Source organism: Streptomyces sp. NPDC004542, assembly GCF_040610035.1.
Classification (GTDB): Bacteria; Actinomycetota; Actinomycetes; order Streptomycetales; family Streptomycetaceae; genus Streptomyces.
In genome coordinates, this window is the sequence record NZ_JBEXLP010000051.1 from 12,478 (window position 1) to 35,824 (window position 23,347).

At 70.2% G+C, this 23,347-nt stretch carries 19 protein-coding genes; 12 read left to right on the forward strand and 7 right to left on the reverse strand.

From position 1 onward, the window contains the following. Position 1: 1 nt before the first annotated feature. Entirely contained in the window at positions 2 to 823 is an 822-nt protein-coding gene (locus ABZX30_RS24970; RefSeq protein ID WP_355937117.1) for a hypothetical protein, read from the reverse strand. A gap of 41 nt (positions 824 to 864) precedes the next feature. Then, positions 865 to 1,155: a hypothetical protein gene (locus ABZX30_RS24975; protein ID WP_355937119.1), complete on the reverse strand. Its 291-nt coding sequence runs from the start codon at positions 1,153 to 1,155 to the stop codon at positions 865 to 867. Positions 1,156 to 1,444: 289 nt separating this feature from the next. On the opposite strand from ABZX30_RS24975, the gene ABZX30_RS24980 reads away from it, so the two are divergent. The 8 genes from ABZX30_RS24980 to ABZX30_RS25015 all read left to right on the forward strand — a co-directional run bounded on the left by ABZX30_RS24980 (position 1,445) and on the right by ABZX30_RS25015 (position 12,775). Further along, positions 1,445 to 3,613 carry an ABC transporter family substrate-binding protein gene (locus ABZX30_RS24980; protein ID WP_355937121.1) on the forward strand — a complete coding sequence of 723 codons (2,169 nt, stop codon included), beginning with the start codon at positions 1,445 to 1,447 and terminating at the stop codon, positions 3,611 to 3,613. 221 nt (positions 3,614 to 3,834) lie between these two features. Continuing rightward, entirely contained in the window at positions 3,835 to 5,742 is a 1,908-nt protein-coding gene (gene typA, locus ABZX30_RS24985; RefSeq protein WP_355937123.1) for a translational GTPase TypA, read from the forward strand. A gap of 581 nt (positions 5,743 to 6,323) precedes the next feature. Then, positions 6,324 to 7,982: an ABC transporter substrate-binding protein gene (locus tag ABZX30_RS24990; RefSeq protein WP_355937126.1), complete on the forward strand. Its 1,659-nt coding sequence runs from the start codon at positions 6,324 to 6,326 to the stop codon at positions 7,980 to 7,982. Positions 7,983 to 8,170: 188 nt separating this feature from the next. Then, positions 8,171 to 9,097, forward strand: coding sequence for an ABC transporter permease (locus ABZX30_RS24995; protein WP_355937128.1), 927 nt, complete (start codon positions 8,171 to 8,173; stop codon positions 9,095 to 9,097). A gap of 33 nt (positions 9,098 to 9,130) precedes the next feature. Then, a complete protein-coding gene (locus ABZX30_RS25000) occupies positions 9,131 to 10,054 on the forward strand; it encodes an ABC transporter permease (protein ID WP_355937130.1) in 924 nt (307 codons plus the stop codon). 48 nt (positions 10,055 to 10,102) lie between these two features. Continuing rightward, positions 10,103 to 11,149 (forward strand): ABC transporter ATP-binding protein, encoded by a 1,047-nt coding sequence (locus tag ABZX30_RS25005; protein WP_355937133.1) that lies wholly within the window; start codon positions 10,103 to 10,105, stop codon positions 11,147 to 11,149. Continuing rightward, entirely contained in the window at positions 11,142 to 12,287 is a 1,146-nt protein-coding gene (locus ABZX30_RS25010; RefSeq protein ID WP_355937136.1) for a dipeptide ABC transporter ATP-binding protein, read from the forward strand. Before ABZX30_RS25005 ends, ABZX30_RS25010 begins: the two co-directional genes overlap by 8 nt. An 83-nt stretch (positions 12,288 to 12,370) precedes the next feature. Beyond that, positions 12,371 to 12,775 carry a VOC family protein gene (locus ABZX30_RS25015; protein WP_355937139.1) on the forward strand — a complete coding sequence of 135 codons (405 nt, stop codon included), beginning with the start codon at positions 12,371 to 12,373 and terminating at the stop codon, positions 12,773 to 12,775. A 265-nt stretch (positions 12,776 to 13,040) separates the two neighbouring features. Here the strand turns inward: ABZX30_RS25015 and ABZX30_RS25020 are convergent, their stop codons facing one another. The 5 genes from ABZX30_RS25020 to ABZX30_RS25040 are packed head-to-tail and all read right to left on the reverse strand — an operon-like array spanning position 13,041 to position 18,845. Beyond that, entirely contained in the window at positions 13,041 to 14,036 is a 996-nt protein-coding gene (locus ABZX30_RS25020) for an ABC transporter ATP-binding protein (RefSeq protein ID WP_355937142.1), read from the reverse strand. Beyond that, positions 14,033 to 15,046, reverse strand: a complete 1,014-nt coding sequence (locus ABZX30_RS25025; RefSeq protein ID WP_355937144.1) for an ABC transporter ATP-binding protein — start codon at positions 15,044 to 15,046, stop codon at positions 14,033 to 14,035. Before ABZX30_RS25025 ends, ABZX30_RS25020 begins: the two co-directional genes overlap by 4 nt. After that, on the reverse strand, positions 15,043 to 15,966 hold the full coding sequence (locus ABZX30_RS25030; RefSeq protein ID WP_355937147.1) for an ABC transporter permease: 924 nt from the start codon (positions 15,964 to 15,966) through the stop codon (positions 15,043 to 15,045). Before ABZX30_RS25030 ends, ABZX30_RS25025 begins: the two co-directional genes overlap by 4 nt. After that, a complete protein-coding gene (locus ABZX30_RS25035) occupies positions 15,963 to 16,964 on the reverse strand; it encodes an ABC transporter permease (protein WP_355937148.1) in 1,002 nt (333 codons plus the stop codon). The genes ABZX30_RS25030 and ABZX30_RS25035 overlap by 4 nt, the downstream gene beginning before the upstream one ends. Before the next feature lie 3 nt (positions 16,965 to 16,967). Continuing rightward, a complete protein-coding gene (locus ABZX30_RS25040; protein WP_355937150.1) occupies positions 16,968 to 18,845 on the reverse strand; it encodes a peptide ABC transporter substrate-binding protein in 1,878 nt (625 codons plus the stop codon). A 658-nt stretch (positions 18,846 to 19,503) separates the two neighbouring features. On the opposite strand from ABZX30_RS25040, the gene ABZX30_RS25045 reads away from it, so the two are divergent. The 4 genes from ABZX30_RS25045 to ABZX30_RS25060 are packed head-to-tail and all read left to right on the forward strand — an operon-like array spanning position 19,504 to position 23,347. Then, on the forward strand, positions 19,504 to 21,132 hold the full coding sequence (locus tag ABZX30_RS25045) for an ABC transporter substrate-binding protein (protein ID WP_355937153.1): 1,629 nt from the start codon (positions 19,504 to 19,506) through the stop codon (positions 21,130 to 21,132). 6 nt (positions 21,133 to 21,138) lie between these two features. Beyond that, entirely contained in the window at positions 21,139 to 22,062 is a 924-nt protein-coding gene (locus ABZX30_RS25050) for an ABC transporter permease (protein WP_355937155.1), read from the forward strand. Next, positions 22,055 to 23,035, forward strand: coding sequence for an ABC transporter permease (locus ABZX30_RS25055; protein WP_355937158.1), 981 nt, complete (start codon positions 22,055 to 22,057; stop codon positions 23,033 to 23,035). Before ABZX30_RS25050 ends, ABZX30_RS25055 begins: the two co-directional genes overlap by 8 nt. Before the next feature lie 6 nt (positions 23,036 to 23,041). Beyond that, on the forward strand, positions 23,042 to 23,347 hold the full coding sequence (locus ABZX30_RS25060; protein WP_355937161.1) for a hypothetical protein: 306 nt from the start codon (positions 23,042 to 23,044) through the stop codon (positions 23,345 to 23,347).

Genomic DNA, 23,347 nt, shown 5'->3' on the forward strand with positions numbered 1-23,347 from the left:
GCTAGAAGAAGCGCGGATCGTCGAAGACGCCGGACGCGACCAGGTACACGTAGAAGTCGGCGAGCGCCACGCTCACCAGGGACGCCCAGGCCAGCTGCATGTGGCGGGCGTTCAGCCGCCCCACGAACTGCCACGCCCGGTAGCGCACGGGGTGTCTGGAGAAGTGTGTGAGCTTGCCGCCGACGATGTGCCGGCAGGAGTGGCAGGAGATCGTGTACGCCCAGATCAGCGCGATGTTGACCAGGAACACCAGGGTGCCGAGGCCCATGTGGCCCCAGCGGTAGTGCGGGTCGCGGAAGGACAGCACGGTGTCGTAGGTGAGCACCCCGGCGACCAGCAGGGCGGCGTAGAAGAAGTACCGGTGGACGTTCTGCAGGATCAGCGGGAAGCGGGACTCGCCGGTGTAGCGCCGGTGCGGCTCGGCCACCGCGCAGGCCGGCGGGGACGCCCAGAAACTGCGGTAGTACGCCTTGCGGTAGTAGTAGCAGGTCAGCCGGAAGCCGAGCGGGAAGATCAGGATGATGATCGCGGGGGAGATGCCCCACCAGCTCCCGAACAGATCCGCGTTCGGGCCCGCGCGCATGGTCCGGCAGTTCTCCGCCAGACAGGGCGAGTAGAAGGGCGAGACGTACGGCGCCGCGTAGTAGTCGGCGTCGGCGAAGGCCCGCCAGGTCGAGTAGACGACGAACGCCAGCAGACCGGCCGCGGTGGCGGCAGGGGCCAGCCACCAGCGGTCGGTCCGCAGGTGCGGGGCGGTGATCGCGGCGCGCGTACGGCCGCGTACACCGCCGCTGTCAGGTCTGGGTTCCGTGCCAGTGGCCACAACGGGACTCCGATTCCATCTGCTCGGTTCGCCTCCGCCGGTCAGGGGGCGTGCCGGTCGCGGGCGCCGAGACCCTCGTCGTCCGAGTCCGTCCACAGGCTGATGTCGTAGGGGGTGTCGGAGATGGTGACGAGGTCGGGCCGCTGGGTGGCGGCCGGAGCGGCCGCCGCGTCCCGCAGCAGCGCCACGCTCTCCCGCAGATGGTCGGCGTCCGTCCGGACCCGGCGCATCTCCAGACCGCCGCTGCCGAGTTGCTTCTCCAGGTGTCCCAGCGACCGGTGGAGGTCGTCGAGGCAGCGCTGAACTGACGTCAATTCGTCGTGCACGGACATGACTTGCCCTCACTTCCACGGGCCCTGGGGCCCTGGGCGGCAACGTTCATGCGCCTGCGAGTGTTGCGCGCCACACCTGTCTCTGTGAAGAGATGTGCATCGATTGGCCGGGGGCGTACGGGTGCATCGTCCGGTGTGTTGCGCCGCTCGGGTGGGTTTACGGTGCGTTGTCGCCGTGTCGCGCTCTGTTGCCGGATCCTTTCCTCTTCAGTGGGTGGATAGATCTGATCAGCTCCAAATACCGCCAAAAGTGATCATAACGCCCGCGGCTCCCCGGAGGTAAGCAGAGATGTCCCACGACGGCGTCGGACTGCGCGCGGTCATGCGCTCGGTCGCCTTCCTCACCGCCGGCGCACTCGCGATCCCCCTCCTCGGCGGCTGCGGCTCCCACGAGGAGACGAGCGCCCCGCTGGCCGGGCAGGACATCGCCTCCACCGCCCGGACGCAGATCGCCGACGGCGGCACCCTCCACTGGGCCGTGGACGACGTACCGGAGACGCTGAACACCTTCCAGGCCGACGCCGACGCCGCCACCACCCGGGTGGCCCAGGCCGTCCTGCCGTCGATGTTCCGCCTCGACGCCGCCGGCCGCCCGGTGCGCAACGCCGACTACCTGGAGTCCGCCAAGGTCATCGAGACCGAGCCCCGCCAGGTCGTCCTGTACCGGCTGAACCAGCAGGCCGTGTGGAGCGACGGCCGGGAGATCGGCGCCGCCGACTTCGCCGCCCAGTGGCGCGCCCTGTCCGGCAAGGACGCCGCCTACTGGACCGCCCACAACGCCGGCTACGACCGCATCGCCAAGATCGAACGCGGCGCCAACGACCTGGAGGTCAGGGTCACCTTCAGCCGCCCCTACGCCGACTGGCAGTCGCTGTTCTCCCCGCTGTACCCGAAGGACGTCATGGGCACCCCCGACGCCTTCAACGACGGCGCCCGCCGCAAGCTCAACGTCACCGCCGGCCCCTTCAAGGTCAAGAAGGTCGACACCGCGCGGAAGGACGTCGTCCTCGCCCGCAACCCGCGCTGGTGGGGCAGTACCGCCAAGCTGTCCGAGATCGTGCTGCACGCCGTGCCCCGCGGCAAGCGGGCCGCCGCGCTCGCCGACGGCACGGTCGACCTCGCCGACGTCGACGCCGGCGAGGCCCAGCGCATCACCCTCGCGACCCGGCAGCAGGGCACCGGCACGCCCCTGCAGGGGGCCGGGCGCACCGCCGCCAAGAAGCTGCGCGAGTCCCTCGCCACCTATCTGCACCGGCAGCAGGAGCTGCGCGGCTTCCAGCTCCGCAAGTCCCTCGAGCCCGCCTACACCCAGCTCGCCCTCAACGGCTCCGAGGGCCCCCTCGCCGACGAGCGGGTCCGCCGCGCCGTCGCCCGCGCCCTGGACCGCACGGAACTCGCCAAGGCCGTCCTCACCCCCCTCGGTCTGCCCGCCGTCCCGGTCGGCAGCCACCTCGCCCTGTCCGGGCAGAGCGCCTACGCCGACGGCAGCGGCGCCCTGGGCGGCCAGGACACCGCCGAGGCGCAGGCGCTGCTCGCGGACGCCGGGTGGGTGCTCGGCGGGCCGGTCAAGGAGCAGAAGAAGCCGGAGAAGGCGGCCGGTCCCGAGCGGAACAAGGGGGACGAGTCCGAGGGCGGCGACGACGGCGCGTACATCGTCGGCGAGGACGACGACGACAACAAGAACAACCAGAACGACAAGAACAACCAGAACGACAAGGACGACAAGGACGCCAGGGACCACCAGGAGCAGACGAGGACCGACGAGGGCGGCAAGCACCTCGCGAAGGACGGCATGCAGCAGACCGGCAAGCAGGGCGGTGCGCCGGGCGCGTACGCCCCCCGCGGCACCGCCGCCCCCGGGAGCGCCGCGGCCGGATCGCTCGCCAAGGACGGCAAGGCGCTCGTCCTGCGCTTCGTGCTCCCCTCCGGCCCCGGCTCCGACAGCCTGCGCACGGTCGCCGACCGGATCTCGAACATGCTCCAGAAGGTCGGCATCCGCACCGACATCACCAAGGTCCCGGACGAGAGCTACTTCAAGGACCACATCGCCGCGGGCCAGTACGACCTCGCGCTGTACTCCTGGCCGTCCTCCGCCTTCCCCGCCACCGACGCCCGCCCGATCTACGCCAAGCCGGTCCCGGCCGCCGACGGCTCCCTGAACGTGGAGCAGAACTACACCCGCGTCGGCACCGACCAGATCGACCAGCTCTTCGACCAGGCCTCCACCACGCTGGACGAGGACGAGTCCCGGGACCTGATCCGCACGGCGGACGCCCGCATCTGGGCCGCCGCCGGCTCGATCCCCCTCTACCAGCGCCCCCAGCTCGTCGGCGCCCGCACCACCCTGGCGAACACCGGTGCCTTCGGCTTCCAGACCCCGGTGTACGAGGACATGGGCTTCCTGAAGAAGGGCGCGAAGGCCGCCGGCCCGAAGGGATCGCCGACCCCGTCCTCGTGACGGCGGCACCCCGCGGTGCGGGGCCGCGCGACCCCCTCGCCCCGGCCCCGGAACCGGGTGCCTGGAAGCGGTCCTGGAGTGCCCCGGCGTATCCCGGCAAGCCCCAGCGGCGGCGGCCCCGTACCATGGGGTGAGGCCGTGGCGTGTCCAGCCCGGCAGACCCGCGTCACACGGACGTACACAGCAGGGTCTTTCTCACCACTCCGGGAGTACGCCGCACTATGGCCACGCGCCACGACATCCGCAATGTCGCCATCGTCGCCCACGTCGACCACGGCAAGACCACCATCGTCGACGGCATGCTGAAGCAGGCCGGTGCCTTCGCCGCGCACCAGCTCGACTCGGTCGACGACCGCATGATGGACTCGAACGACCTGGAGCGTGAGAAGGGCATCACGATCCTCGCCAAGAACACGGCGGTGAAGTACCACCCCAAGGACGGCGGGGACCCGATCACCATCAACATCATCGACACCCCCGGCCACGCCGACTTCGGCGGCGAGGTCGAGCGGGGTCTGTCGATGGTCGACGGTGTCGTCCTGCTCGTCGACGCCTCCGAGGGCCCGCTGCCGCAGACCCGGTTCGTGCTGCGCAAGGCCCTCCAGCAGCGCCTGCCCGTGATCCTGTGCATCAACAAGACGGACCGGCCGGACTCCCGTATCGACGAGGTCGTCAACGAGACCTACGACCTCTTCCTCGACCTGGACGCGGACGAGGAGCAGATCGAGTTCCCGATCGTCTACGCCTGCGGCCGTGACGGCATCGCCTCGCTGACCAAGCCGGAGAACGGCACCGTCCCGGGCGACTCCACCAGCCTGGAGCCGTTCTTCTCCACCATCCTGGAGCACATCCCGGCCCCGACCTACGACGAGGACGCCCCGCTCCAGGCCCACGTCACCAACCTGGACGCCGACAACTTCCTCGGCCGTATCGCGCTGCTGCGCGTCGAGCAGGGCGAGCTGCGCAAGGGCCAGACCGTCGCGTGGATCAAGCGGGACGGCAGCATCAGCAACGTCCGCATCTCCGAGCTGATGATGACCGAGGCGCTCACCCGCAAGCCGGCGGAGAAGGCCGGGCCCGGTGACATCTGCGCCGTCGCCGGTATCCCCGACATCATGATCGGCGAGACCCTCGCCGACACCGAGAACCCGGTCGCGCTGCCGCTGATCACGGTCGACGAGCCCGCGATCTCCATGACCATCGGCACCAACACCTCCCCGCTGGTCGGCCGCGGCGGCACCGGCAAGGGCGCCGACAACAAGGCGGCCGTCAAGGACCGCAAGGTCACCGCCCGCCAGGTGAAGGACCGCCTGGACCGCGAGCTGATCGGCAACGTCTCCCTCCGCGTCCTGGAGACCGAGCGTCCGGACGCCTGGGAGGTCCAGGGCCGTGGTGAGCTCGCGCTCGCCATCCTGGTCGAGACCATGCGCCGGGAGGGCTACGAGCTCACCGTGGGCAAGCCGCAGGTCGTCACCAAGGAGGTCGACGGCAAGGTCTACGAGCCGGTCGAGCGGATGACGGTCGACGTTCCCGAGGAGCACATGGGCGCGGTCACGCAGCTCATGGGCGTTCGCAAGGGCCGGATGGACAACATGTCCAACCACGGCTCCGGCTGGGTGCGCATGGAGTTCGTCGTGCCCTCGCGCGGTCTGATCGGCTTCCGGACCGAGTTCCTGACCCAGACCCGCGGCACGGGCATCGGCCACTCCATCCACGAGGGCTTCGAGCCCTGGTTCGGCACCCTGCAGACCCGTAACAACGGTTCGCTGGTCGCCGACCGGGCCGGCGCGGTCACGGCGTTCGCCATGACGAACCTCCAGGAGCGCGGCGTGCTGTTCGTGGAGCCGGGCACCGAGGTGTACGAGGGCATGATCGTCGGGGAGAACTCCCGCTCCGACGACATGGACGTCAACATCACCAAGGAGAAGAAGCTCACCAACATGCGGTCCTCGACGGCCGACGTGGCCGAGTCGATCGTGCCGCCGCGCAAGCTGTCGCTGGAGCAGTCCCTGGAGTTCTGCCGCGACGACGAGTGCGTCGAGGTGACCCCGGAGGCGGTCCGCATCCGCAAGGTGAACCTCGACGCGCGTGAGCGCGCCCGCGCCGCCAGCCGCGCCAAGCACGGCTGAGGCGCCGCCCGCGGTGGCGCGGGGCGGTTGACGCAGGGCTGAGAGCCATCACACACGGCCGGGCTTCCTCGGAGCCCGGCCGTGCCGCGTGTAGAGGGTTTTCCCTATGACTTGAAGCCGGATCCCCTCAGGGTCCCGCCGGATCGGTACCCGTTGGTAAGGTGACCGGATTCTGCGGCATTCGGCCTCTCGCGCCGGTCTGTCCCGGGTCATGGCGTCGACACAGCTTGGTCCGCCGATCCGCGCAACAGGTTTTCCAGCCTTTCCGTCCGGTATACGGACAGCGCTGCCCGATAGTTGTGTAACAAGTCCGTTTCGCAGGGATCTTTCAGCAAACCCTTTGTCCGGATTTTGGAAGAAGTACGCGCCAGGTGTGATCGAACCGAGACCTTGAAGGTGTGGTTCGTCCCCTGGCGGATGGCAGATAGTTAGGCGCGTAGAGCTCGGATCGACGCGCCACGCGCTGGCTGCGGCGCCGACTCACGAGCGCGGGGGCACTTGACCATTTCAGGCACCGGTAACGGTGATGTGTCTTGTGCTCCCTGATGCGGTGAACCATTGGACTCATGAGGAGGAGCCCCATGCGCGGTGCCAAGAGCGCCAAGTGGGTTGCGGGTGCGATCGTCATAGCGCTGGCTGCGACGGCCTGCGGGAGCAGCGACGACGACGGGGGCAGCGGCGGCAGCGGCAAGGGCTCCGGCAAGAGCGGCGGCACCTGGCGGATGGGTATCACCGAGCCGGTGGCCATCGACCCGTACAACGCCCAGGAGTCCGAGGGCACCCTCGTCACGGACAACCTCTTCACGGGTCTGTACGACCCGACCGCCGACGGTAAGGTCGTCCCGGCGCTGGCCACCTCGAAGAAGGTCAGCGACGACGGCAAGACCTGGACCTTCAGCATCAAGAAGGGCACCAAGTTCACCAACGGTGAGGACGTGAACGCGGAGGCGTTCATCCGCGGCTGGAACCGTGTCGCGGTGAAGTCGGCCGCTTCCGACGTGGCCTACCACATGGCCGGCATCCAGGGCTTCGGCGACGTGCAGTCGGGCAAGGCCAAGACGATGTCGGGCCTCTCCGCCCCGGACCCCTACACCCTCCAGGTGAAGCTCTCCGAGCCGGACTTCGAGTTCGACGTCAAGACCACGCACGTGGTCTTCAGCCCGGTTCCCAAGGTCGCCGGCGACGCCCACAACAAGGCGTACAACGAGGCTCCCATCGGCAACGGCCCGTTCAAGATGCAGGGCAAGTGGGAGCACAACAAGTCGATCACGCTGGTCCGCAACGACGACTACGGGCTGACCAAGGCGCACCTGGACAAGGTCCAGATCGACATCCTCAACGCCAACAACGGTGTGACCCTCGAGTACCAGGGCTTCGAGTCGGGTCAGTACGACTGGGCGCGTATGCCCACCCCGCAGCTGCCCGCCGCCAAGGCCAAGTACAGCGCCCAGAACGAGTGGCTGCAGTACGAGGCCAGCGGCATGAACTACCTGATGCCCGTCACGGACAACAAGCCGCTGAACAGCGTCAAGGCCCGCCAGGCGATCTCCTACGCGATCGACCGGGACGCCATCATCAAGGGCGTCTTCCAGGGCATGATGACGAAGTCCACGACGATCCTGCCGCCCTCCTTCAAGGACGTGTACCAGAAGGACCTGTGCGGCACCTGCGTCAAGCAGGACAAGGCCAAGGCCAAGCAGCTCGCCAAGGAAGCCGGCCTGAAGCCGGGCACCACCATCGAGCTGGGCTACAACACCGGTTCGGGCCACGAGGAGTGGATCCAGGCCGTCCAGCAGCAGCTGGAAGACGTGCTGGGCGTCAAGGTCAAGACGAACGGCAAGCCGTTCGCCGAGCTGCTCTCCGACGAGGCCAAGCCGAACGCCACGGGTCTGTACCGTTACGCCTGGGGCGCGGACTACCCGACGCCGGACAACTTCCTGTTCCCGCTGCTGGACACCGCGTCCATCAACAAGGACTCCTCCGGCAAGGTCACCGGTGACAACCGGGCCCGTTACAGCAGCAAGAAGTTCGACGACCTGGTCGCCAAGGCTCGCGCCACCAAGGACCAGGCCGCCCGCAACGAGCTCTACAAGCAGGCCGAGAAGGTCGCGCTGGACGACCAGGCGCTGATCCCGCTGTGGAACCGCACCCAGTTCCGTCTCGCCAACACCAAGAAGTTCGGGAACGTCCAGATGGACTTCCACGAGGACCCGAACCTCCCGGAGATCAGCCTGAAGTAGTCGGGTGCCGCTGACAGCGGCGTTCCGTGATGGGGGTCGTGGTGTCCGAGCCGGGTGCTCGGACACCACGGCCCCCGACGACCGTCGGGAGGGTGCGATCCGCCCTCCCGGCCCCCACCCCCACACCCCCCATCTATGGGGCTGGGAGCTGCCTGGGAGATGGCAGCAAAAGGCGAGAGAGGCATGTCATGGGAAGGTATGTGGTCCGCAGGCTGGGCCAGCTGGTCGTCGTCACGCTGGGCGCGACGTTGATCCTGTTCGCCTGCCTGTTCGTTCTGCCCGGTGACCCGGTCGGGCAGATCGCGGGCAGCGACAAGGCGCGCGACCCGGCGGTGATCGCGCAGCTGCACAAGCAGTACGGGCTGGACAAGCCCCTGGTGGTGCAGTACGGCAACTACGTGGGCAAGCTCGTCACCGGCGATCTCGGTACGGACTACACGCAGGGCCGGCCGGTCACCGAGATCCTCGCACCGAAGCTGGGGAACACGGCCAAGCTGGCGGTGTTCGCCATCGCGATCGACATCGTCATCGGCATGGCCGTCGGCATTCTCGCGGCGATGAAGAGGTACTCGGTCTGGGACGTGTCGGCCACCTTCCTCACCACCATGGCCATCGGTGTGCCGTCGATCGTGCTCGGCATGATCATCCAGAGCATCTTCGTCGTGAAGCTGAACTGGTTCCCCCTGATCGCCGACGGCAGCTTCAAGTCCATGGTGCTGCCCGCCGTCACCCTGGCGATCATCGATGCGGCCCTGGTCGCCCAGCTGGCCCGCAGCAGCATGCTGGAAGTGCTGCGCGCCGACTACGTCAAGACCGCCGTGGCCAAGGGACTTCCCAGCCGGACGGTGCTCTTCCGGCACATTCTGCGCAACTCCGTCATTCCCGTGGTCACCTACATCGGCATCTCCTTCGGCACCCTGCTCGGTGGTGCGATCATCACGGAGACGATCTTCAACTGGAACGGCATCGGTCTGGCCCTGGTCCAGGCGATCCAGCAGAACAACAACCCCATCATCACGGGAGTGGTGACGATCAGCGTGGCGATCTTCGTCGTGCTGAACCTCGTCGTCGACCTGCTGTACGCCGCCCTCGACCCGCGTATCCGCCTCGCCTGACCGGCAGGGTCGTTTCCCCCTAGGAGTCACACCATGACCGAACTCGTCACGGGCACGGGAGAGCCGGTCCAGGCCGGTCCCGCCGGGGCCAAGCAGGGCGCGGAACCCAATGTCGCCCGGGTCAGCCAGTGGTCCGACATCCGGCACCGCTTCTTCGCCAACAAACTCGCCGTCGTCGGACTGGCGATCATCCTCCTCCTGGTTCTCGTCGCCCTGCTGGCCCCCGTGCTGGCGCCCTTCGACCCGCTGAAGCAGGACCTCAACGCGACACTCCAGTCGCCGGGCGGCAAGCATCTGCTCGGCACCGACGCGCTCGGCCGCGACCAGCTGTCCCGCCTCATCTACGGCAGCCGCATCGCGGTGATCGTGGGTCTCGCCTCGATCCTCCTCGCGGTCGTCATCGGCGTCTTCTTCGGCGCGCTGTCCGGCTACTTCGGCGGCTGGGTGGACACCGTGATCATGCGCACGGCGGACATCTTCTTCGCCTTCCCGCTGCTCATCGGCTCCATCGTCATCATCCTGCTGATGGGGCGCGGTGTGCTGCCGGTCGTCCTCTCCCTCGGCATCTTCACCTGGGCCACCTTCGCCCGACTACTGCGCAGCCAGATCCTCTCCGTGCGCGAGATGGACTACGTGCACGCGGCGAAGGCGCTCGGCGCGAGCCAGGGCCGGATCATCCGCAAGCACATCCTGCCCAACTCCATCACCGCGGTGATGGTGTACGGCATGAGCAACGTCGGCATCGCGATCGTCGCCGAGGCGTCGCTGTCGTACCTGGGTGTCGGCGTGGAGCCGCAGGTCGCGGAGTGGGGGAACATGATCTCCGCCGGCCGTGGCTTCATGGGCGTCAAGGACTACATGTGGACCTACCCGAGCATCGCCATCGTCGTCACCGCGCTGGGCTTCATCCTGTTCGGCAACGGTCTGCGCGACGCGCTCGACCCGAAGCTCCGGTGAGGCACCGCCGTGAGTCGACCCCCTCAGAAGCAACACGAAGGTGATGGCATGACCAGCCTGGAGATGGCACCCGCGAACACCGGGTCGGACGGGACCGCGCCGCTGCTCGAGGTCCGCGACCTGCACGTGGAGTTCAAGATCCGGGACGCCGTGACCAAGGCGGTCAACGGTGTCAACTACAGCGTCAAGGCCGGCGAGACGCTGGCCGTGCTCGGTGAGTCGGGCTCCGGCAAGTCCGTCACCGCGCAGGCGATCATGGGCATCCTGGACAGCCCTCCCGGACGGATCAGCAAGGGCCAGATCTTCTTCCAGGGCCAGGACATCCTGGCGCTGCCGGAGAGTGAGCGGCGCAGGCTGCGCGGCGCCAAGATGGCCATGATCTTCCAGGACGCCCTGTCCTCGCTCAACCCCGTCCTGTCGGTGGGCTACCAGCTCGGCGAGATGTTCCGGGCGCACCAGGGCATGTCCAAGAAGGACGCCAAGGCCAAGGCCATCGAGCTGATGGACCGGGTGCGCATCCCCGCCGCCAAGGAGCGCGTCGGCGACTACCCGCACCAGTTCTCCGGCGGTATGCGCCAGCGCATCATGATCGCCATGGCGCTGGCCCTGGAGCCCGAGCTGATCATCGCGGACGAGCCCACCACGGCCCTCGACGTGACGGTCCAGGCCCAGGTCATGGACCTGCTCGCCGAACTGCAGCGCGAGTACAACATGGGCCTGATCCTCATCACCCACGACCTGGGTGTGGTCGCCGACGTGGCGGACAAGATCGCCGTCATGTACGCCGGCCGGATCGTCGAGCAGGCGCCCGTGCACGAGCTGTACAAGCGGCCCGCCCACCCCTACACCCGGGGCCTGCTGGACTCGATCCCGCGCCTGGACCAGAAGGGGCACGAGCTCTACGCGATCAAGGGCCTGCCGCCCAACCTGCAGCAGATCCCGCCGGGTTGCGCCTTCAATCCCCGCTGCGCCATGGCGCAGGACATCTGCCGTACCGACGTCCCGGCGCTCGTCCCGGTGACCGAGGAGGACGGTACGGAACTGGTCGGCCGCGGCTCCGCGTGCCACTTCTGGAAGGAGACGATCCGTGGCTGAGCTCAGGAAGGACGACGGGGCCGACGTCACGCCCCACGTCTCCGAGGTCGAGGTGGTGGACGCGGCGACCGAGGACGAGGCGGTGGCCGCCGTCGAGGCGCCCGTCGCGCAGGGCGAACCGATCCTTCAGGTGCGCAACCTGGTCAAGCACTTCCCGCTGACCCAGGGCATCCTGTTCAAGCGTCAGATCGGCGCCGTCCGCGCCGTCGACGGCGTCTCCTTCGACCTGCACCAGGGCGAGACCCTGGGCATCGTGGGCGAGTCCGGCTGCGGCAAGTCGACGGTGGCCAAGCTCCTGATGAACCTGGAGCGGGCGACCTCCGGCGAGATCTTCTACAAGGGCCAGGACATCACCAAGCTGTCCGGCCGGGCGCTGAAGGCGGTGCGCCGGAACATCCAGATGGTGTTCCAGGACCCGTACACCTCCCTCAACCCCCGTATGACGGTGGGCGACATCATCGGTGAGCCCTACGACATCCACCCCGAGGTGGCCCCGAAGGGCGACCGGCGCCGCAAGGTGCAGGAACTGCTGGACGTCGTCGGTCTCAACCCCGAGTACATCAACCGGTACCCGCACCAGTTCTCCGGCGGCCAGCGCCAGCGCATCGGCATCGCCCGCGGCCTCGCGCTCAACCCGGAGATCATCATCTGCGACGAGCCGGTGTCCGCGCTGGACGTGTCGGTCCAGGCGCAGGTCATCAACCTGATGGAGCGGCTGCAGGACGAGTTCAACCTCTCCTACATCTTCATCGCGCACGACCTGTCGATCGTCCGGCACATCTCCGACCGGGTGGGCGTGATGTACCTCGGCAAGGTGGCCGAGATCGGCAGCGACGAGCAGATCTACGACCACCCGACGCACCCCTACACCCAGGCGCTGCTGTCGGCGGTCCCGGTGCCGGACCCGGCCGCCCGCGAGAACCGCGAGCGGATCATCCTGGTCGGCGACGTGCCGTCCCCGGCCAACCCGCCCTCGGGCTGCCGCTTCCGCACCCGCTGCTGGAAGGCGCAGGACAAGTGCGCCACGGAGGACCCGGTGCTGGCGATCCCGGAGGTGTTCGCGGGCAAGGACACCCCGGCGGCCCACGAGTCGGCCTGCCACTTCGCCGAGGAGAAGGACGTCGTCCACGCGGGGTGACACCTCTCGGCCGTTGAGAGCGGGGCGCCCCGGCGAGTGCTGTCACTCGCCGGGGCGCCCCTTCGGACCAGGACCGGGGTGACATGATCCACCACGTCGAGCTGTGGGTTCCCGACCTCGCGCGGGCGGAACGCGAATGGGGCTGGCTCCTCGCCCGGCTCGGCTACCGGCCGTACCAGGACTGGCAGCACGGCCGCAGCTGGCGCCAGGGGCAGGCGTACGTCGTCGTCGAGCAGTCGCCGGCGCTGAGCGGTGACCGCCACGACCGGACGCGCCCGGGACTCAACCACCTCGCGTTCCACGCCGGGAGCCGCCAGGATGTCGACGCGCTGGCGCGGGAGGCACCCGACCAGGGCTGGACGCCGCTCTTCGCCGAGCGGTACCCCCATGCCGGCGGCCCGCAGCACTACGCGGCCTACCTGGCGAACACGGACGGCTTCGAGGCCGAACTGGTCGCCACGGACCAGCCCCCGCCCACCGTCCCGTAGCCCCCGTCACGCCTGCGGCGCGAACACGCCCCCGCCCGCCGTCATGCCCCCGCCCGCCGTCACGACCCCGTCGGCTGTCACGGTCGCGCGAGTCGTCACGCAGCGCCCCGCCGTAACGCCTGCTCCCGCTGTGCCGCCCCCGGCGCGGCGTCCGCGTAAGGCGGTGACGCCGCGCAAGCCGTCGCGCCCCGCCCGCACGCTCGCGTGAGCCGTCGCCCGGCGGCCCGCCCTCACGCCCCCGGTGCCGGCACGCCCGCCCAAGCGGTCACGCAGTGGCCCGCGTCCGGGCCCAGTGGCAGGCCACCTGCGCCTGTCCGCCCCCGCCCAGCACCTCCGGGTCCTGGGTCCGGCACGCCTCGGCGACGCCCGCCCGGCCCGCCGCGCCGCTCGCCAGGACCTGGCAGCGGACGTGGAAACGGCAGCCCGCGGGGATACGGGACGGGTCCGGCGGTTCGCCGGCCAGGATCACCGGATCGACCCGGGCCTCCGGAAGCACCGACAGCAGCGCCTGGGTGTACGGGTGCCGGGGTGCCGTCAGCACCTGCTCGACGCCGCCCGTCTCCACGATGCGCCCCAGGTACATCACCGCGACCCGGTCGGCGATGTTCCACGCCAGCCCGAGGTCGTGCGTCACCACCAGGGCGGACAGGCCCAGTTCGGCGCGCAGGCGCAGCAGCAGGGCGAGCACCTCACCGCGTACCGAGGCGTCGAGCGAGGCCACCGGCTCGTCGGCGACCAGCAGTTCGGGCTCCAGCACCAGGGCGCCGGCGATCACCACGCGCTGGCGCTGGCCCCCGGACAGCTCGTGCGGGTACCGCAGGAAGAAGCGCTCGGGCGGCCGCAGACCGCAGCGGGACAGTGCCCGTGCCACGACGGCCCGTTCGTCCCCGGCGCGGCCGTGGATCCGCAGGCCCTCGGCCACCGCGTCGTACACCGTGTGCCGCGGGTTCAGCGAGCCGCTCGGGTCCTGCAGCACCAGTTGCACCCGCCTGCGGTACGCCTTCAGGGCCCGCGAGGAGTACGCCAGCGGCTCGCCGCGGAAGCTGACGCTCCCTCGCGCGGGCGGTACGAGCCCGAGCAGCGAGCGCGCCAGCGTCGACTTGCCGCAGCCCGACTCGCCGACCAGCGCCACGATCTCCCCGGCGCCGATGTCCAGTTCGACTCCGTCCACGGCGCGGGCCGGCCCGGTGCCGTGGCGTCCGGGGAAGGTCACGTGCAGACCCCGCGCGCTCAGCAGCGGCCGGGGAGCGGTCGTCGTCATGAGGTCTCTCCCGTCTCCTCCGCCACGGACACCTCGGCCGTATCGACCGTGTCGGCAACCGGCGTCCGCGTGTGCACGCAGGCGGCCAGGTGCCCCGGTGCCGCCTCCCGCAGCGCCTGGTCCTGCGTGGCACAGACGTCCAGGGCCACCGGGCAGCGCGGATGGAAGGCGCAGCCGGACGGCACGGCCGACGGGTCGGGCGGGTCACCGGCCAGCCCGCGCGGGGCGAACCGGGAGGCGGGCTCGCCGATGCGCGGGAACGCCGCCGACAGCGCCTTGCCGTACGGGTGCCGGGCGTCCTCGTAGATCCGCCGGGCCGGTCCCTCCTCCACCACCCGGCCCGCGTACATCACCGCCAGCCGGTCGCAGGTGTCGGCGAGCACCGCCAGGTCATGGCTGACCATCATCAGCGCCAGGTCCTGCTCGGCGACGAGCCGCCGGATCAGCCGCAGGATCTGCGCCTGGATCATCACGTCCAGCGCGGTGGTCGGCTCGTCGGCGATGACCAGCCGCGGATCGCAGGCCAGCGCCATCGCGATCATGACGCGCTGCCGCTGGCCGCCGGACAGCTCGTGCGGATACGCCGCCGCCCGTGCCACCGGAAGCCCCACGCTCCGCAGGAGCTCGCCCGTCCTGCGCCGGGCCGCGGCCGCGGTCGCCCCCTGGTGCAGCACGATGGGCTCGGCGATCTGGTCGCCGACGCGGTGCACCGGGTTGAGCGAGTGCATCGCCCCCTGGAAGACGATCGAGGCTCGCGCCCAGCGGACCGCCCGGACCCGGCCCCACCGCATCGCGAGGACGTCCTCGCCGTCCAGCAGGATCTCCCCGGTCACCCGGGTCCCGGCGGGCAGCAGCCTGAGCAGGGCGAGCGCCAGCGTGGACTTGCCGCAGCCGGACTCGCCGGCGATGCCGAGCGTGTGGCCGGCGGCGAGCGACAGGTCCACGCCGCGCACCGCGGCCGCTCCGCCCGGATACGTCACTTCGAGGTTCCGCACCTCCAGCAGAGTCAACGCGCCGCCCCCAGACGTGGATCGAGGACGGTTTCCACCGCGCGCCCGCACAGGGTGAAGGCCAGGGCGACCCCCGCGATCGCGATGCCCGGCGGCACCAGGTACCACCAGTCGCCCGAGCTGACGGCGCCCGCGTCGCGCGCGTCCTGGAGCAGCCCGCCCCAGGACACCACGGTCGGATCGCCGAGGCCGAGGAAGGCCAGCGTCGCCTCGGCGAGGACGGAGGAGGAGATCATCAGGGTGGTCTGGGCGAGGACCAGCGGCATCACGTTCGGCAGCACGTGCCGGGACATGACGTGCCAGTGGCCGCCGCCGAGCGCGTGCGCGCGCTCGATGTACGGCCGTGACTCCACCGCCAGTGTCTGCGCGCGCACCAGCCGGGCCGTGGTGGGCCACGAGGTCACGCCGATCGCCAGGACGATCGTGCCGAGGGAGCGGGACAGCACGGTGGCGAGCGCGATGGCGAGCACCAGCGTCGGCATCACCAGGAACCAGTCCGTGATCCGCATCAGCACGGTGGCGCAGGCACCGCGGAAGTGCCCGGCCGTGATCCCGACCACGGTGCCGATCGCCACCGACAGGACGGCGGCGAGCAGTCCGACCAGCAGCGACACCCGTGACCCCCACACCAGCAGACCGAGCAGGTCGCGGCCGAACCGGTCCGTGCCCAGCGGGAACGCGCCGCTGGGGCCCTCCATGGGCCGGCCCGGCGCCCCGGTGACGCTGGTCACGTCCGGGCCGACCGTCAGCGGTGCGGTGAGCGCGACGAGGGCGAACAGGACCAGCGCGGCCAGGCCCAGCAGCCCGGCGCGCCGGGTGCGGAACCCGGCCCAGAACCGGGCGGCCGAGCGGCGGCGGCGCTGCCGGGCGAGGGCGCGCGGGCCGGCCTGCGAGGCCGGGTCGGTGGCGTCGGCCGTCATCGGACCACCCTGGGGTCGAGCAGCGGATAGAGCATGTCGGCGAGGGTGTTCATGAGGATCACCGCCGCGGCGAAGACCAGGAACAGGCCCTGGACCAGGGGCAGATCGGGCACGCTGAGGGCCTGGTAGAAGAGGCCGCCGAGGCCGGGCCAGGAGAAGACGGTCTCCACCAGGATCACCCCGGCGACGGTCCGGCCGAGGTTGACGAAGACCAGCGTCACGGTCGGCAGCAGCGCGTTCGGCACGGCGTGCCGGCGCCGGACCAGGTCGTCGCGGAGCCCCTTGGCGCGCGCGGTCGTCAGATAGTCGCTGCCCATCTCGGCCAGCAGGGCCGAGCGGGTGACCATGAGGGTCTGCCCGTACTCGACCGCGACCAGGGTGACCACCGGCAGCACGAGGTGGTGGGCGACGTCGACGGCGTACGCGAAGCCCTCCTTGCCGCCCGTCTCCATGCCGCCGGTCGGGAAGAGGCCGGGGACCGGGCCGACGCCCACCGCGAACACGATGATGAGGACCAGGCCCAGCCAGAACGACGGGACGGAGTACAGGGTCAGCGCCAGGCCGGTGTTCATCCGGTCGCCGAGCCGGCCGTGGCGCCAGGCCGAGCGGGTGCCGAGCCAGGCGCCGAGCGCGGTGTACAGGACGAACGCGGAGCCGGTGAGCAGCAGGGTGTTCGGCAGTGCCTCGGTGATCTTGTCGACGACGGGTTCCCGGAACTGGTACGACGTGCCGAGATCACCGCTGAGCGCACTGCCGCAGTAGTGTGTGAACTGCTGCCACAGCGGCAGGCCGAGCCCGAACTCCCTGCGGTAGACGGCCAGTTGCCGGGCCGAGACCGGGCGGCCGCCCGTCATGGTCTTGACCGGGTCGCCCGGGATGAGCCGGAACAGGAAGAACCCGGTCACGAGGACGGCGAGCAGGGAGACGACCGCGCCGCCCACCTTGCCGGCCCCGTAGCGCAGATACCCGGTGGCGCTCGTTCCGGTCCTCCGGTCCATCGGCTACTCGCGGTCCTCTGCGGTGGCGCGGCGCCGCACCGCGAGGAACACCGCGGCGCCGCCGACGACCACCACTGCCACGACGGCGCCGATGACCACGCCCGTCGACCCGCCGCCGTCCGAGGACCCGCCGGAGGCGGTCGGCACCGCGGACCACCAGCTCCAGTAGCCGTCCTGGCCGTAGATGTTGCCGGCCTTCTCGGGCATCGTGGTGATCGACTGGATCTGGTCGGTGCGATAGGCCTCGACCGCGTTCGGGTACGCCATGACGTTCATGTAGCCGAGGTCGTACAGCCGCGACTCCATCCGCTTGACGAGGTCCGCCCTCCTGGCGGGGTCGTACTCGGCGGCCTGCCGGGCGTACAGCTCGTCGTAGGTCTTGTCGCAGATGAAGTTGTCCGTCTGGCCGGTGTCCTTCGGGGTCGAGGGCAGGGCGGCACAGGTGTGGATGGACAGGACGTAGTCCGGGTCGGGGTTGACGGACCAGCCGTCGAAGGCGAGGTCGTACGTGCCGGCCAGCCACGGGTCGGTGACGTTGTCCAGGCAGTCGAGCGTCACGCCGATGCCGAGTGCGCCCCACCACTCCTTGAGGTACTGGCCGACCGCCTTGTCGTTGGGGTCGGTGGCGTGGCAGAGCAGGCGGTAGTTCAGCGGCTTGCCGTCCTTGCCGGTCCGTCTGCCGTCGGCGTTCTTCCGGTAGCCCGCCTCGTCGAGCAGCCGGGCCGCCTTCGCCGGGTCGTAGGCGAGTTGCCGGCCTGCCGAGGGTTTCCAGAAGTACGCCGGGAAGCGCGGCGGGATGTAGCCCTGGCCCTCGACGGCGTGGCCCTGGAACACCTTGTCGACGATCGTCTCGCGGTCGACGGCCGTGAACAGGGCGTGCCGTACCCGTTCGTCCAGCAGGGACGGGTCGCCGTCGCCGAACTTCCGGCCGTTCCTCGTCCGTGCGCCCGGGTTGACGGCGAGTGCGTAGAAGCGGCGGCCGGGTGCGTCGTTGACGTGGATGTTCTTCTCGCCCTTGAGGGAGGCCGCCTGAGCCGGCGTCAGGGACGGGGAGCCCGCGACGAAGGAGACCTCGCCCTTGCGCAGGGCGGCCACCGCCGCGTCCTGGTCCTTGTAGTACTTGACCAGCAGTTCGTCGAACTTCGGGGCTCCGCGCCAGTAGCTCTTGTTGGCCTTCAGCCGGACGTAGCGGTCGGGCTTGTAGTCGGTGAGGACGAAGGGTCCGTCGCCGACGACGGGGAAGCTCTTGTCGTTGTTGAACTTCGAGAGGTCCCCGGCCTTCTCCCAGATGTGCTTGGGCACGATGGGCACGTCCAGGGCGGTCATCGTGGCCTGCGGCTTCTTCAGCTCGACGACCAGCCGGGTGGGGCTCGCAGCCGTCACCTCGCGGAAGTTGGTGACGAAGCTGCCGTTCGCGGTGGCGGCGCCCTCGTCGGTCATCATCGTGCGGAACGTCCAGGCCGCGTCCTCGGCGGTGACCCGCTGCCCGTCCGACCACGTCGCGTCGGAACGGATCGTGTAGGTCCAGGTGAGCTTGTCGGCCGACGACGACCACTTCGTCGCCAGGCCCGGCACCGCGTGGGCGTCACCGGGGTCGTAGGCGGTGAGGTACTCGTACGTCAGCCTCAGGACGCTCGTACTGAGCAGACGCACGGCCAGGAAGGGGCTCAGCGAGTCCACGCTCTGCGCCACGGCGATCGTGAGGACCTTGCCGTCCTGGGCGGCGGCCTGTGCCCGCTGCGGGGCGGGGTTCACCGCAGTCGTGAAGGTCGCCGTGGCGGCCAGGGCGAGGGCGCCGCCGGCGGCCAGGAGCCGGGGGACACGCGGACGCGAGCTCTTCGAGGGCGGACGTGTTCTGGCGGGCCGGTCTGGTGTGCTCATCGATCGTGACCTCGCGTCGTCATTCGCGCGGAAACGGCTTGTCGGACGTCAGGAGCCGGGAACTGCCTGGTGACACCAGTTGCGTGAGGACTGTGTCTATCAGCGGCGGTCTGGGTGCGTCAACGGCGCCTGCAGCCGGTGTGGCCTGCGGAAACGGCGAGTTGACGGGCTATCGGCACAGACATTGGTCCAGACCGGTGAAGGGGGTCTGGTGGAGCGCTGGCGGCGGCCGGCGAGCGGATCCGGCCACCGTGACGATCTCGTGACCGCGGCAGGCGTGATCGTGGTCCGACGCGGCCGGCCGGGCACGACGGGTCGTCGCGGGGAGGCCGAGCGGCGGACCGGTGCGGGCGTCGCGGCGGCCGGATCCGGCCCCTCGGGCCCCGGTCCGGCCGTGGCGGCCGCCGCCCGGGCGGGAGGCGTGCCGGTGGCGCGAGTCGGGTGCCCGACCGGGCGGAACCACCGTCCCCGGCCCGGGGGTTCCGACGTCCTGAACCGCTGCGACGGTCGGCGGGGCGCCATCCGTTCGGGTGCACTCGCTCGCGTACGGACCACCAGGTGTGCGGTATATATCATTTGCGGTGATATTGACCCATAAGTAATGGAGGCAGAAGCTGGCGCCACAGCGCAGGCACGCGCGTTCTCGAGGAGGCACTGCATGCGTGGGACCACGTACGCCCGACGGGCCGCCTGCGCGCTGGCGGTGGCGCTCGCCGCGACGGCCTGCGCGGGCGGCGGGAGCGCCGGCGGCCAGGACGGCGGCACCGTCCTCACCTCCTCCTGGGGCGATCCGCAGAACCCGCTGGAGCCGGCGAACACCAACGAGGTGCAGGGCGGCAAGGTCCTCGACATGATCTTCCGGGGGCTGAAGAAGTACGACCCGAGGACCGGCGCGGCCCAGGACATGCTCGCCGCGAGGATCGACACCCCGGACTCCCGGAACTTCACCGTCACCCTCAAGGACGGCTGGACCTTCTCCAACGGGGAGAAGGTCACCGCCAGGTCCTTCGTCGACGCCTGGAACTACGGCGCGAGCCTCAGGAACCACCAGCGGAACGCGTACTTCTACGGCTACATCGAGGGCTACGACAAGGTCCACCCGGACAGCGGCTCACCGAGCGCCGGCACGCTCTCGGGCCTGAAGGTCGTCGACGACCGGACCTTCACCGTCAGGCTCCGCCAGAAGTTCTCCAGCTTCCCCGACACCCTGGGCTACCCGGCCTTCGCCCCGCTGCCCCGGGCGTTCTTCACCGACCACGCGGCCTGGCTGAAGAAGCCGGTGGGCAACGGGCCGTACGCCGTCGAGTCGTACACCAGGGGCTTCCAGATGGCCCTGAGGAAGTGGGACGGCTACCCCGGAGCCGACAAGGCCCAGAACGGGGGCGTGACCCTCCGGGTCTACACCGACAACGACACCGCCTACACCGACCTGCTGGCCGGCAACCTCGACCTGGTCGACGACGTTCCCGCCGCGCAGCTCAAGAACGTCAGGAACGACCTGGGCGACCGCTACGTCACCGCCCCGGCCGGCATCATCCAGACCCTCGCCTTCCCCTACTACGACAAAAACTGGGACAAGAGCGGCTCGGAGAAGGTCCGCACAGGCCTGTCCATGGCGATCAACCGCAGACAGATCACCGACACGATCTTCCTGAAGACCCGCATCCCGGCCACCGACTGGACCTCGCCGGTGCTCGGCGCGGCGGGCGGCTTCCAGCACGGGCTGTGCGGGGCCGCCTGCGACTACGACCCGGCCGGGGCCAGGAAACTGGTGCGGGAGGGCGGCGGGCTCCCGGGCGGACAGGTCACGATCACCTACAACGCCGACACCGGCTCGCACCGGATGTGGGTGGACGCCGTGTGCAACTCCATCAACAACGCGCTCCGCGACGACAAGGCCTGCGTCGGCAACCCGGTCGGCACCTTCGCCGACTTCCGCGACCGGATCACCCGGCACAAGATGTCCGGCCCGTTCCGCGCCGGCTGGCAGATGGACTACCCGCTCATCCAGAACTTCCTGCAACCGCTCTACTACACCGGAGCCTCCTCCAACGACGGCCAGTGGTCCGACAAGAGCTTCGACCAACTCGTCGACCGGGCCAACGCCGAGACCGACACCGCCAGGGCGGTGAACACCTTCCGGCAGGCCGAGGGGGTCGTACGGGACCACATGGCCGCCATCCCCCTCTGGTACCAGAACGGCAGCGCCGGCTACTCCGATCGGCTGTCCGACGTGGCGCTCAACCCGTTCAGCGTCCCGGTGTACAACGAGATCAGGGTCGGCTGATCCGCCATGGGGCGCTACGTCGTCAGGCGTCTGCTCCAGATGGTCCCGGTGTTCTTCGGGGCCACGCTGCTCATCTTCCTGATGGTCAACGTGATGGGCGACCCCATCGCCGGACTCTGCGGCGAGCGGCAGTGCGACCCGGCGACCGCCGCCCAGCTGAAGCAGGAGTTCGGGCTCGACAAGCCGCTCTGGCAGCAGTACCTGACCTACATGGGGAACGTCTTCACCGGCGACTTCGGGACGGCGTTCACCGGCCAGCCGGTCACCGAGCTGATGTCGACCGCGTTCCCCGTCACCGCCCGGCTGACCGTCGTGGCGATCGTCATCGAGAGCGTCGTCGGCATCACCCTGGGCGTGGTCACCGGGCTGCGCCGCGGACGGCCCGTCGACACCGGGGTGCTGCTGGCCACCCTGGTGGTCGTCTCCGTGCCCGTCTTCGTCACCGGGCTGCTGCTCCAGCTCCTGCTCGGCGTGGAGTGGGCCTGGATCAGACCGTCGGTGCCGCCGGAAGCCACCTTCGGCGAGCTGCTCGTACCCGGGCTGGTCCTGGCCTCCGTCTCGCTCGCCTACGTCACCCGGCTGACCCGGACCTCCATCGCCGAGAACAAGCGGTCGGACTACGTCCGCACGGCGATCGCCAAGGGCCTGCCCAGGCACCGCGTGATCACCCGGCACCTGCTGCGCAACTCGCTCGTCCCCGTGGTCACCTTCATCGGCACCGACATCGGCGCGCTGATGGGCGGCGCCATCGTCACCGAGCGGATCTTCAACATCCACGGCGTCGGCTACCAGCTCTACCAGGGCATCCTGCGCCAGAACACCCAGACGGTCGTCGGCTTCGTGACCGTCCTCGTGCTGGTCTTCCTCGCCGCCAACCTGCTCGTCGACCTGCTGTACGCCGTACTCGACCCGAGGATCCGCTATGCCTGAGCAGCCGTTCGCACCCGAGGGCGCCGTCGCCGGCACCGGTATGGGCGGCGCGATGGACCTGGCGGCGAGCGAGGCGACGACGCTGGAGCGGACGCCGGGCGGGCCGCGGGGCACGGGACCGCAGGGCAGACCGCGGTCACTGTGGTCCGACGCCTGGCGGGACCTGCGCCGCGACCCCGTCTTCCTCGTCTCCGGGCTCGTCATCGCCTTCCTCGTCGTCATCTCCCTGTGGCCCTCGCTGATCGCCTCCGGCAGCCCCCTGCAGTGCGACCTCGCCAAATCCCAGGAGGGCTCCCAGCCGGGCGCCCCCTTCGGGTACGACGGCCAGGGCTGCAACGTCTACACCCGGACCGTCTACGGTGCGCGCACGTCCGTCACGGTCGGCGTCTGCGCCACGCTGGGGGTGGCGCTCCTCGGCTCCGTCCTCGGCGGACTCGCGGGGTACTTCGGCGGGGCCTGGGACTCGGTCCTGTCCCGCCTCACCGACGTCTTCTTCGCGATCCCGGTCGTGCTCGGCGGCCTCGTCCTGCTGTCCGTGGTGACGAGCAACACCGTCTGGCCGGTCATCGGGTTCATGGTGCTGCTCGGCTGGCCGCAGATCTCCCGCATCGCCCGCGGCTCCGTCATCACCGCCCGGCAGAACGACTACGTCCAGGCCGCCCGCGCCCTCGGCGCCTCCGGCCCGCGCATCCTGCTCCGGCACATCGCGCCCAACGCGGTCGCCCCGGTGATCGTCGTGGCCACCATCGCGCTCGGCACCTACATCGCGCTCGAGGCCACCCTCTCCTACCTCGGCGTCGGCCTGAAGCCGCCCAGCGTCTCCTGGGGCATCGACATCTCGGCCGCCTCCCCCTACATCCGCAACGCCCCGCACGCCCTGCTGTGGCCCTCCGGAGCCCTCGCGATCACCGTCCTGGCCTTCATCATGCTCGGCGACGCGGTACGCGACGCCCTCGACCCGAAACTGAGGTGAGCGGCGGTGCCGCTGGAAGCACGGGCCCCGCACGGGGAGTCCCGGAGCGGGGACGGGGCCGCCCCGGCGGCCGACGGCGTCGGCCGCCGGGTGGGCGTGGTGGTGCCGGAGACGGAGACGGAAACGGAGACGGAGCCGGAGCCGGTGATGCCGGTGGTGGTGGCGTCGGCGGCGCCGGACGGGCGCGTGACGCGCCTGCCGCGCCCCTGCCGGACGTCGGCGTCCCCCGGCCACCGCCGTGCCGTACCGGCCTTCGCCCCGCAGGGCGACGCGGTGGGCGGTGCCGTCCTTGGCCGGCGGAGGGCGAGGTGA

What these genes read in the sequence shown, in the direction of transcription:
- ABZX30_RS24975 (WP_355937119.1), bottom strand. Translation starts at nt 1,155, where the DNA reads ATGTCCGTGCACGACGAATTGACGTCAGTTCAGCGCTGCCTCGACGAC.
- ABZX30_RS24980 (WP_355937121.1), top strand. Translation starts at nt 1,445, where the DNA reads ATGTCCCACGACGGCGTCGGACTGCGCGCGGTCATGCGCTCGGTCGCC.
- typA (WP_355937123.1), top strand. Translation starts at nt 3,835, where the DNA reads ATGGCCACGCGCCACGACATCCGCAATGTCGCCATCGTCGCCCACGTC.
- ABZX30_RS24990 (WP_355937126.1), top strand. Translation starts at nt 6,324, where the DNA reads ATGCGCGGTGCCAAGAGCGCCAAGTGGGTTGCGGGTGCGATCGTCATA.
- ABZX30_RS24995 (WP_355937128.1), top strand. Translation starts at nt 8,171, where the DNA reads ATGGGAAGGTATGTGGTCCGCAGGCTGGGCCAGCTGGTCGTCGTCACG.
- ABZX30_RS25000 (WP_355937130.1), top strand. Translation starts at nt 9,131, where the DNA reads ATGACCGAACTCGTCACGGGCACGGGAGAGCCGGTCCAGGCCGGTCCC.
- ABZX30_RS25005 (WP_355937133.1), top strand. Translation starts at nt 10,103, where the DNA reads ATGACCAGCCTGGAGATGGCACCCGCGAACACCGGGTCGGACGGGACC.
- ABZX30_RS25015 (WP_355937139.1), top strand. Translation starts at nt 12,371, where the DNA reads ATGATCCACCACGTCGAGCTGTGGGTTCCCGACCTCGCGCGGGCGGAA.
- ABZX30_RS25020 (WP_355937142.1), bottom strand. Translation starts at nt 14,036, where the DNA reads ATGACGACGACCGCTCCCCGGCCGCTGCTGAGCGCGCGGGGTCTGCAC.
- ABZX30_RS25030 (WP_355937147.1), bottom strand. Translation starts at nt 15,966, where the DNA reads ATGACGGCCGACGCCACCGACCCGGCCTCGCAGGCCGGCCCGCGCGCC.
- ABZX30_RS25035 (WP_355937148.1), bottom strand. Translation starts at nt 16,964, where the DNA reads ATGGACCGGAGGACCGGAACGAGCGCCACCGGGTATCTGCGCTACGGG.
- ABZX30_RS25040 (WP_355937150.1), bottom strand. Translation starts at nt 18,845, where the DNA reads ATGAGCACACCAGACCGGCCCGCCAGAACACGTCCGCCCTCGAAGAGC.
- ABZX30_RS25045 (WP_355937153.1), top strand. Translation starts at nt 19,504, where the DNA reads ATGCGTGGGACCACGTACGCCCGACGGGCCGCCTGCGCGCTGGCGGTG.
- ABZX30_RS25050 (WP_355937155.1), top strand. Translation starts at nt 21,139, where the DNA reads ATGGGGCGCTACGTCGTCAGGCGTCTGCTCCAGATGGTCCCGGTGTTC.
- ABZX30_RS25055 (WP_355937158.1), top strand. Translation starts at nt 22,055, where the DNA reads ATGCCTGAGCAGCCGTTCGCACCCGAGGGCGCCGTCGCCGGCACCGGT.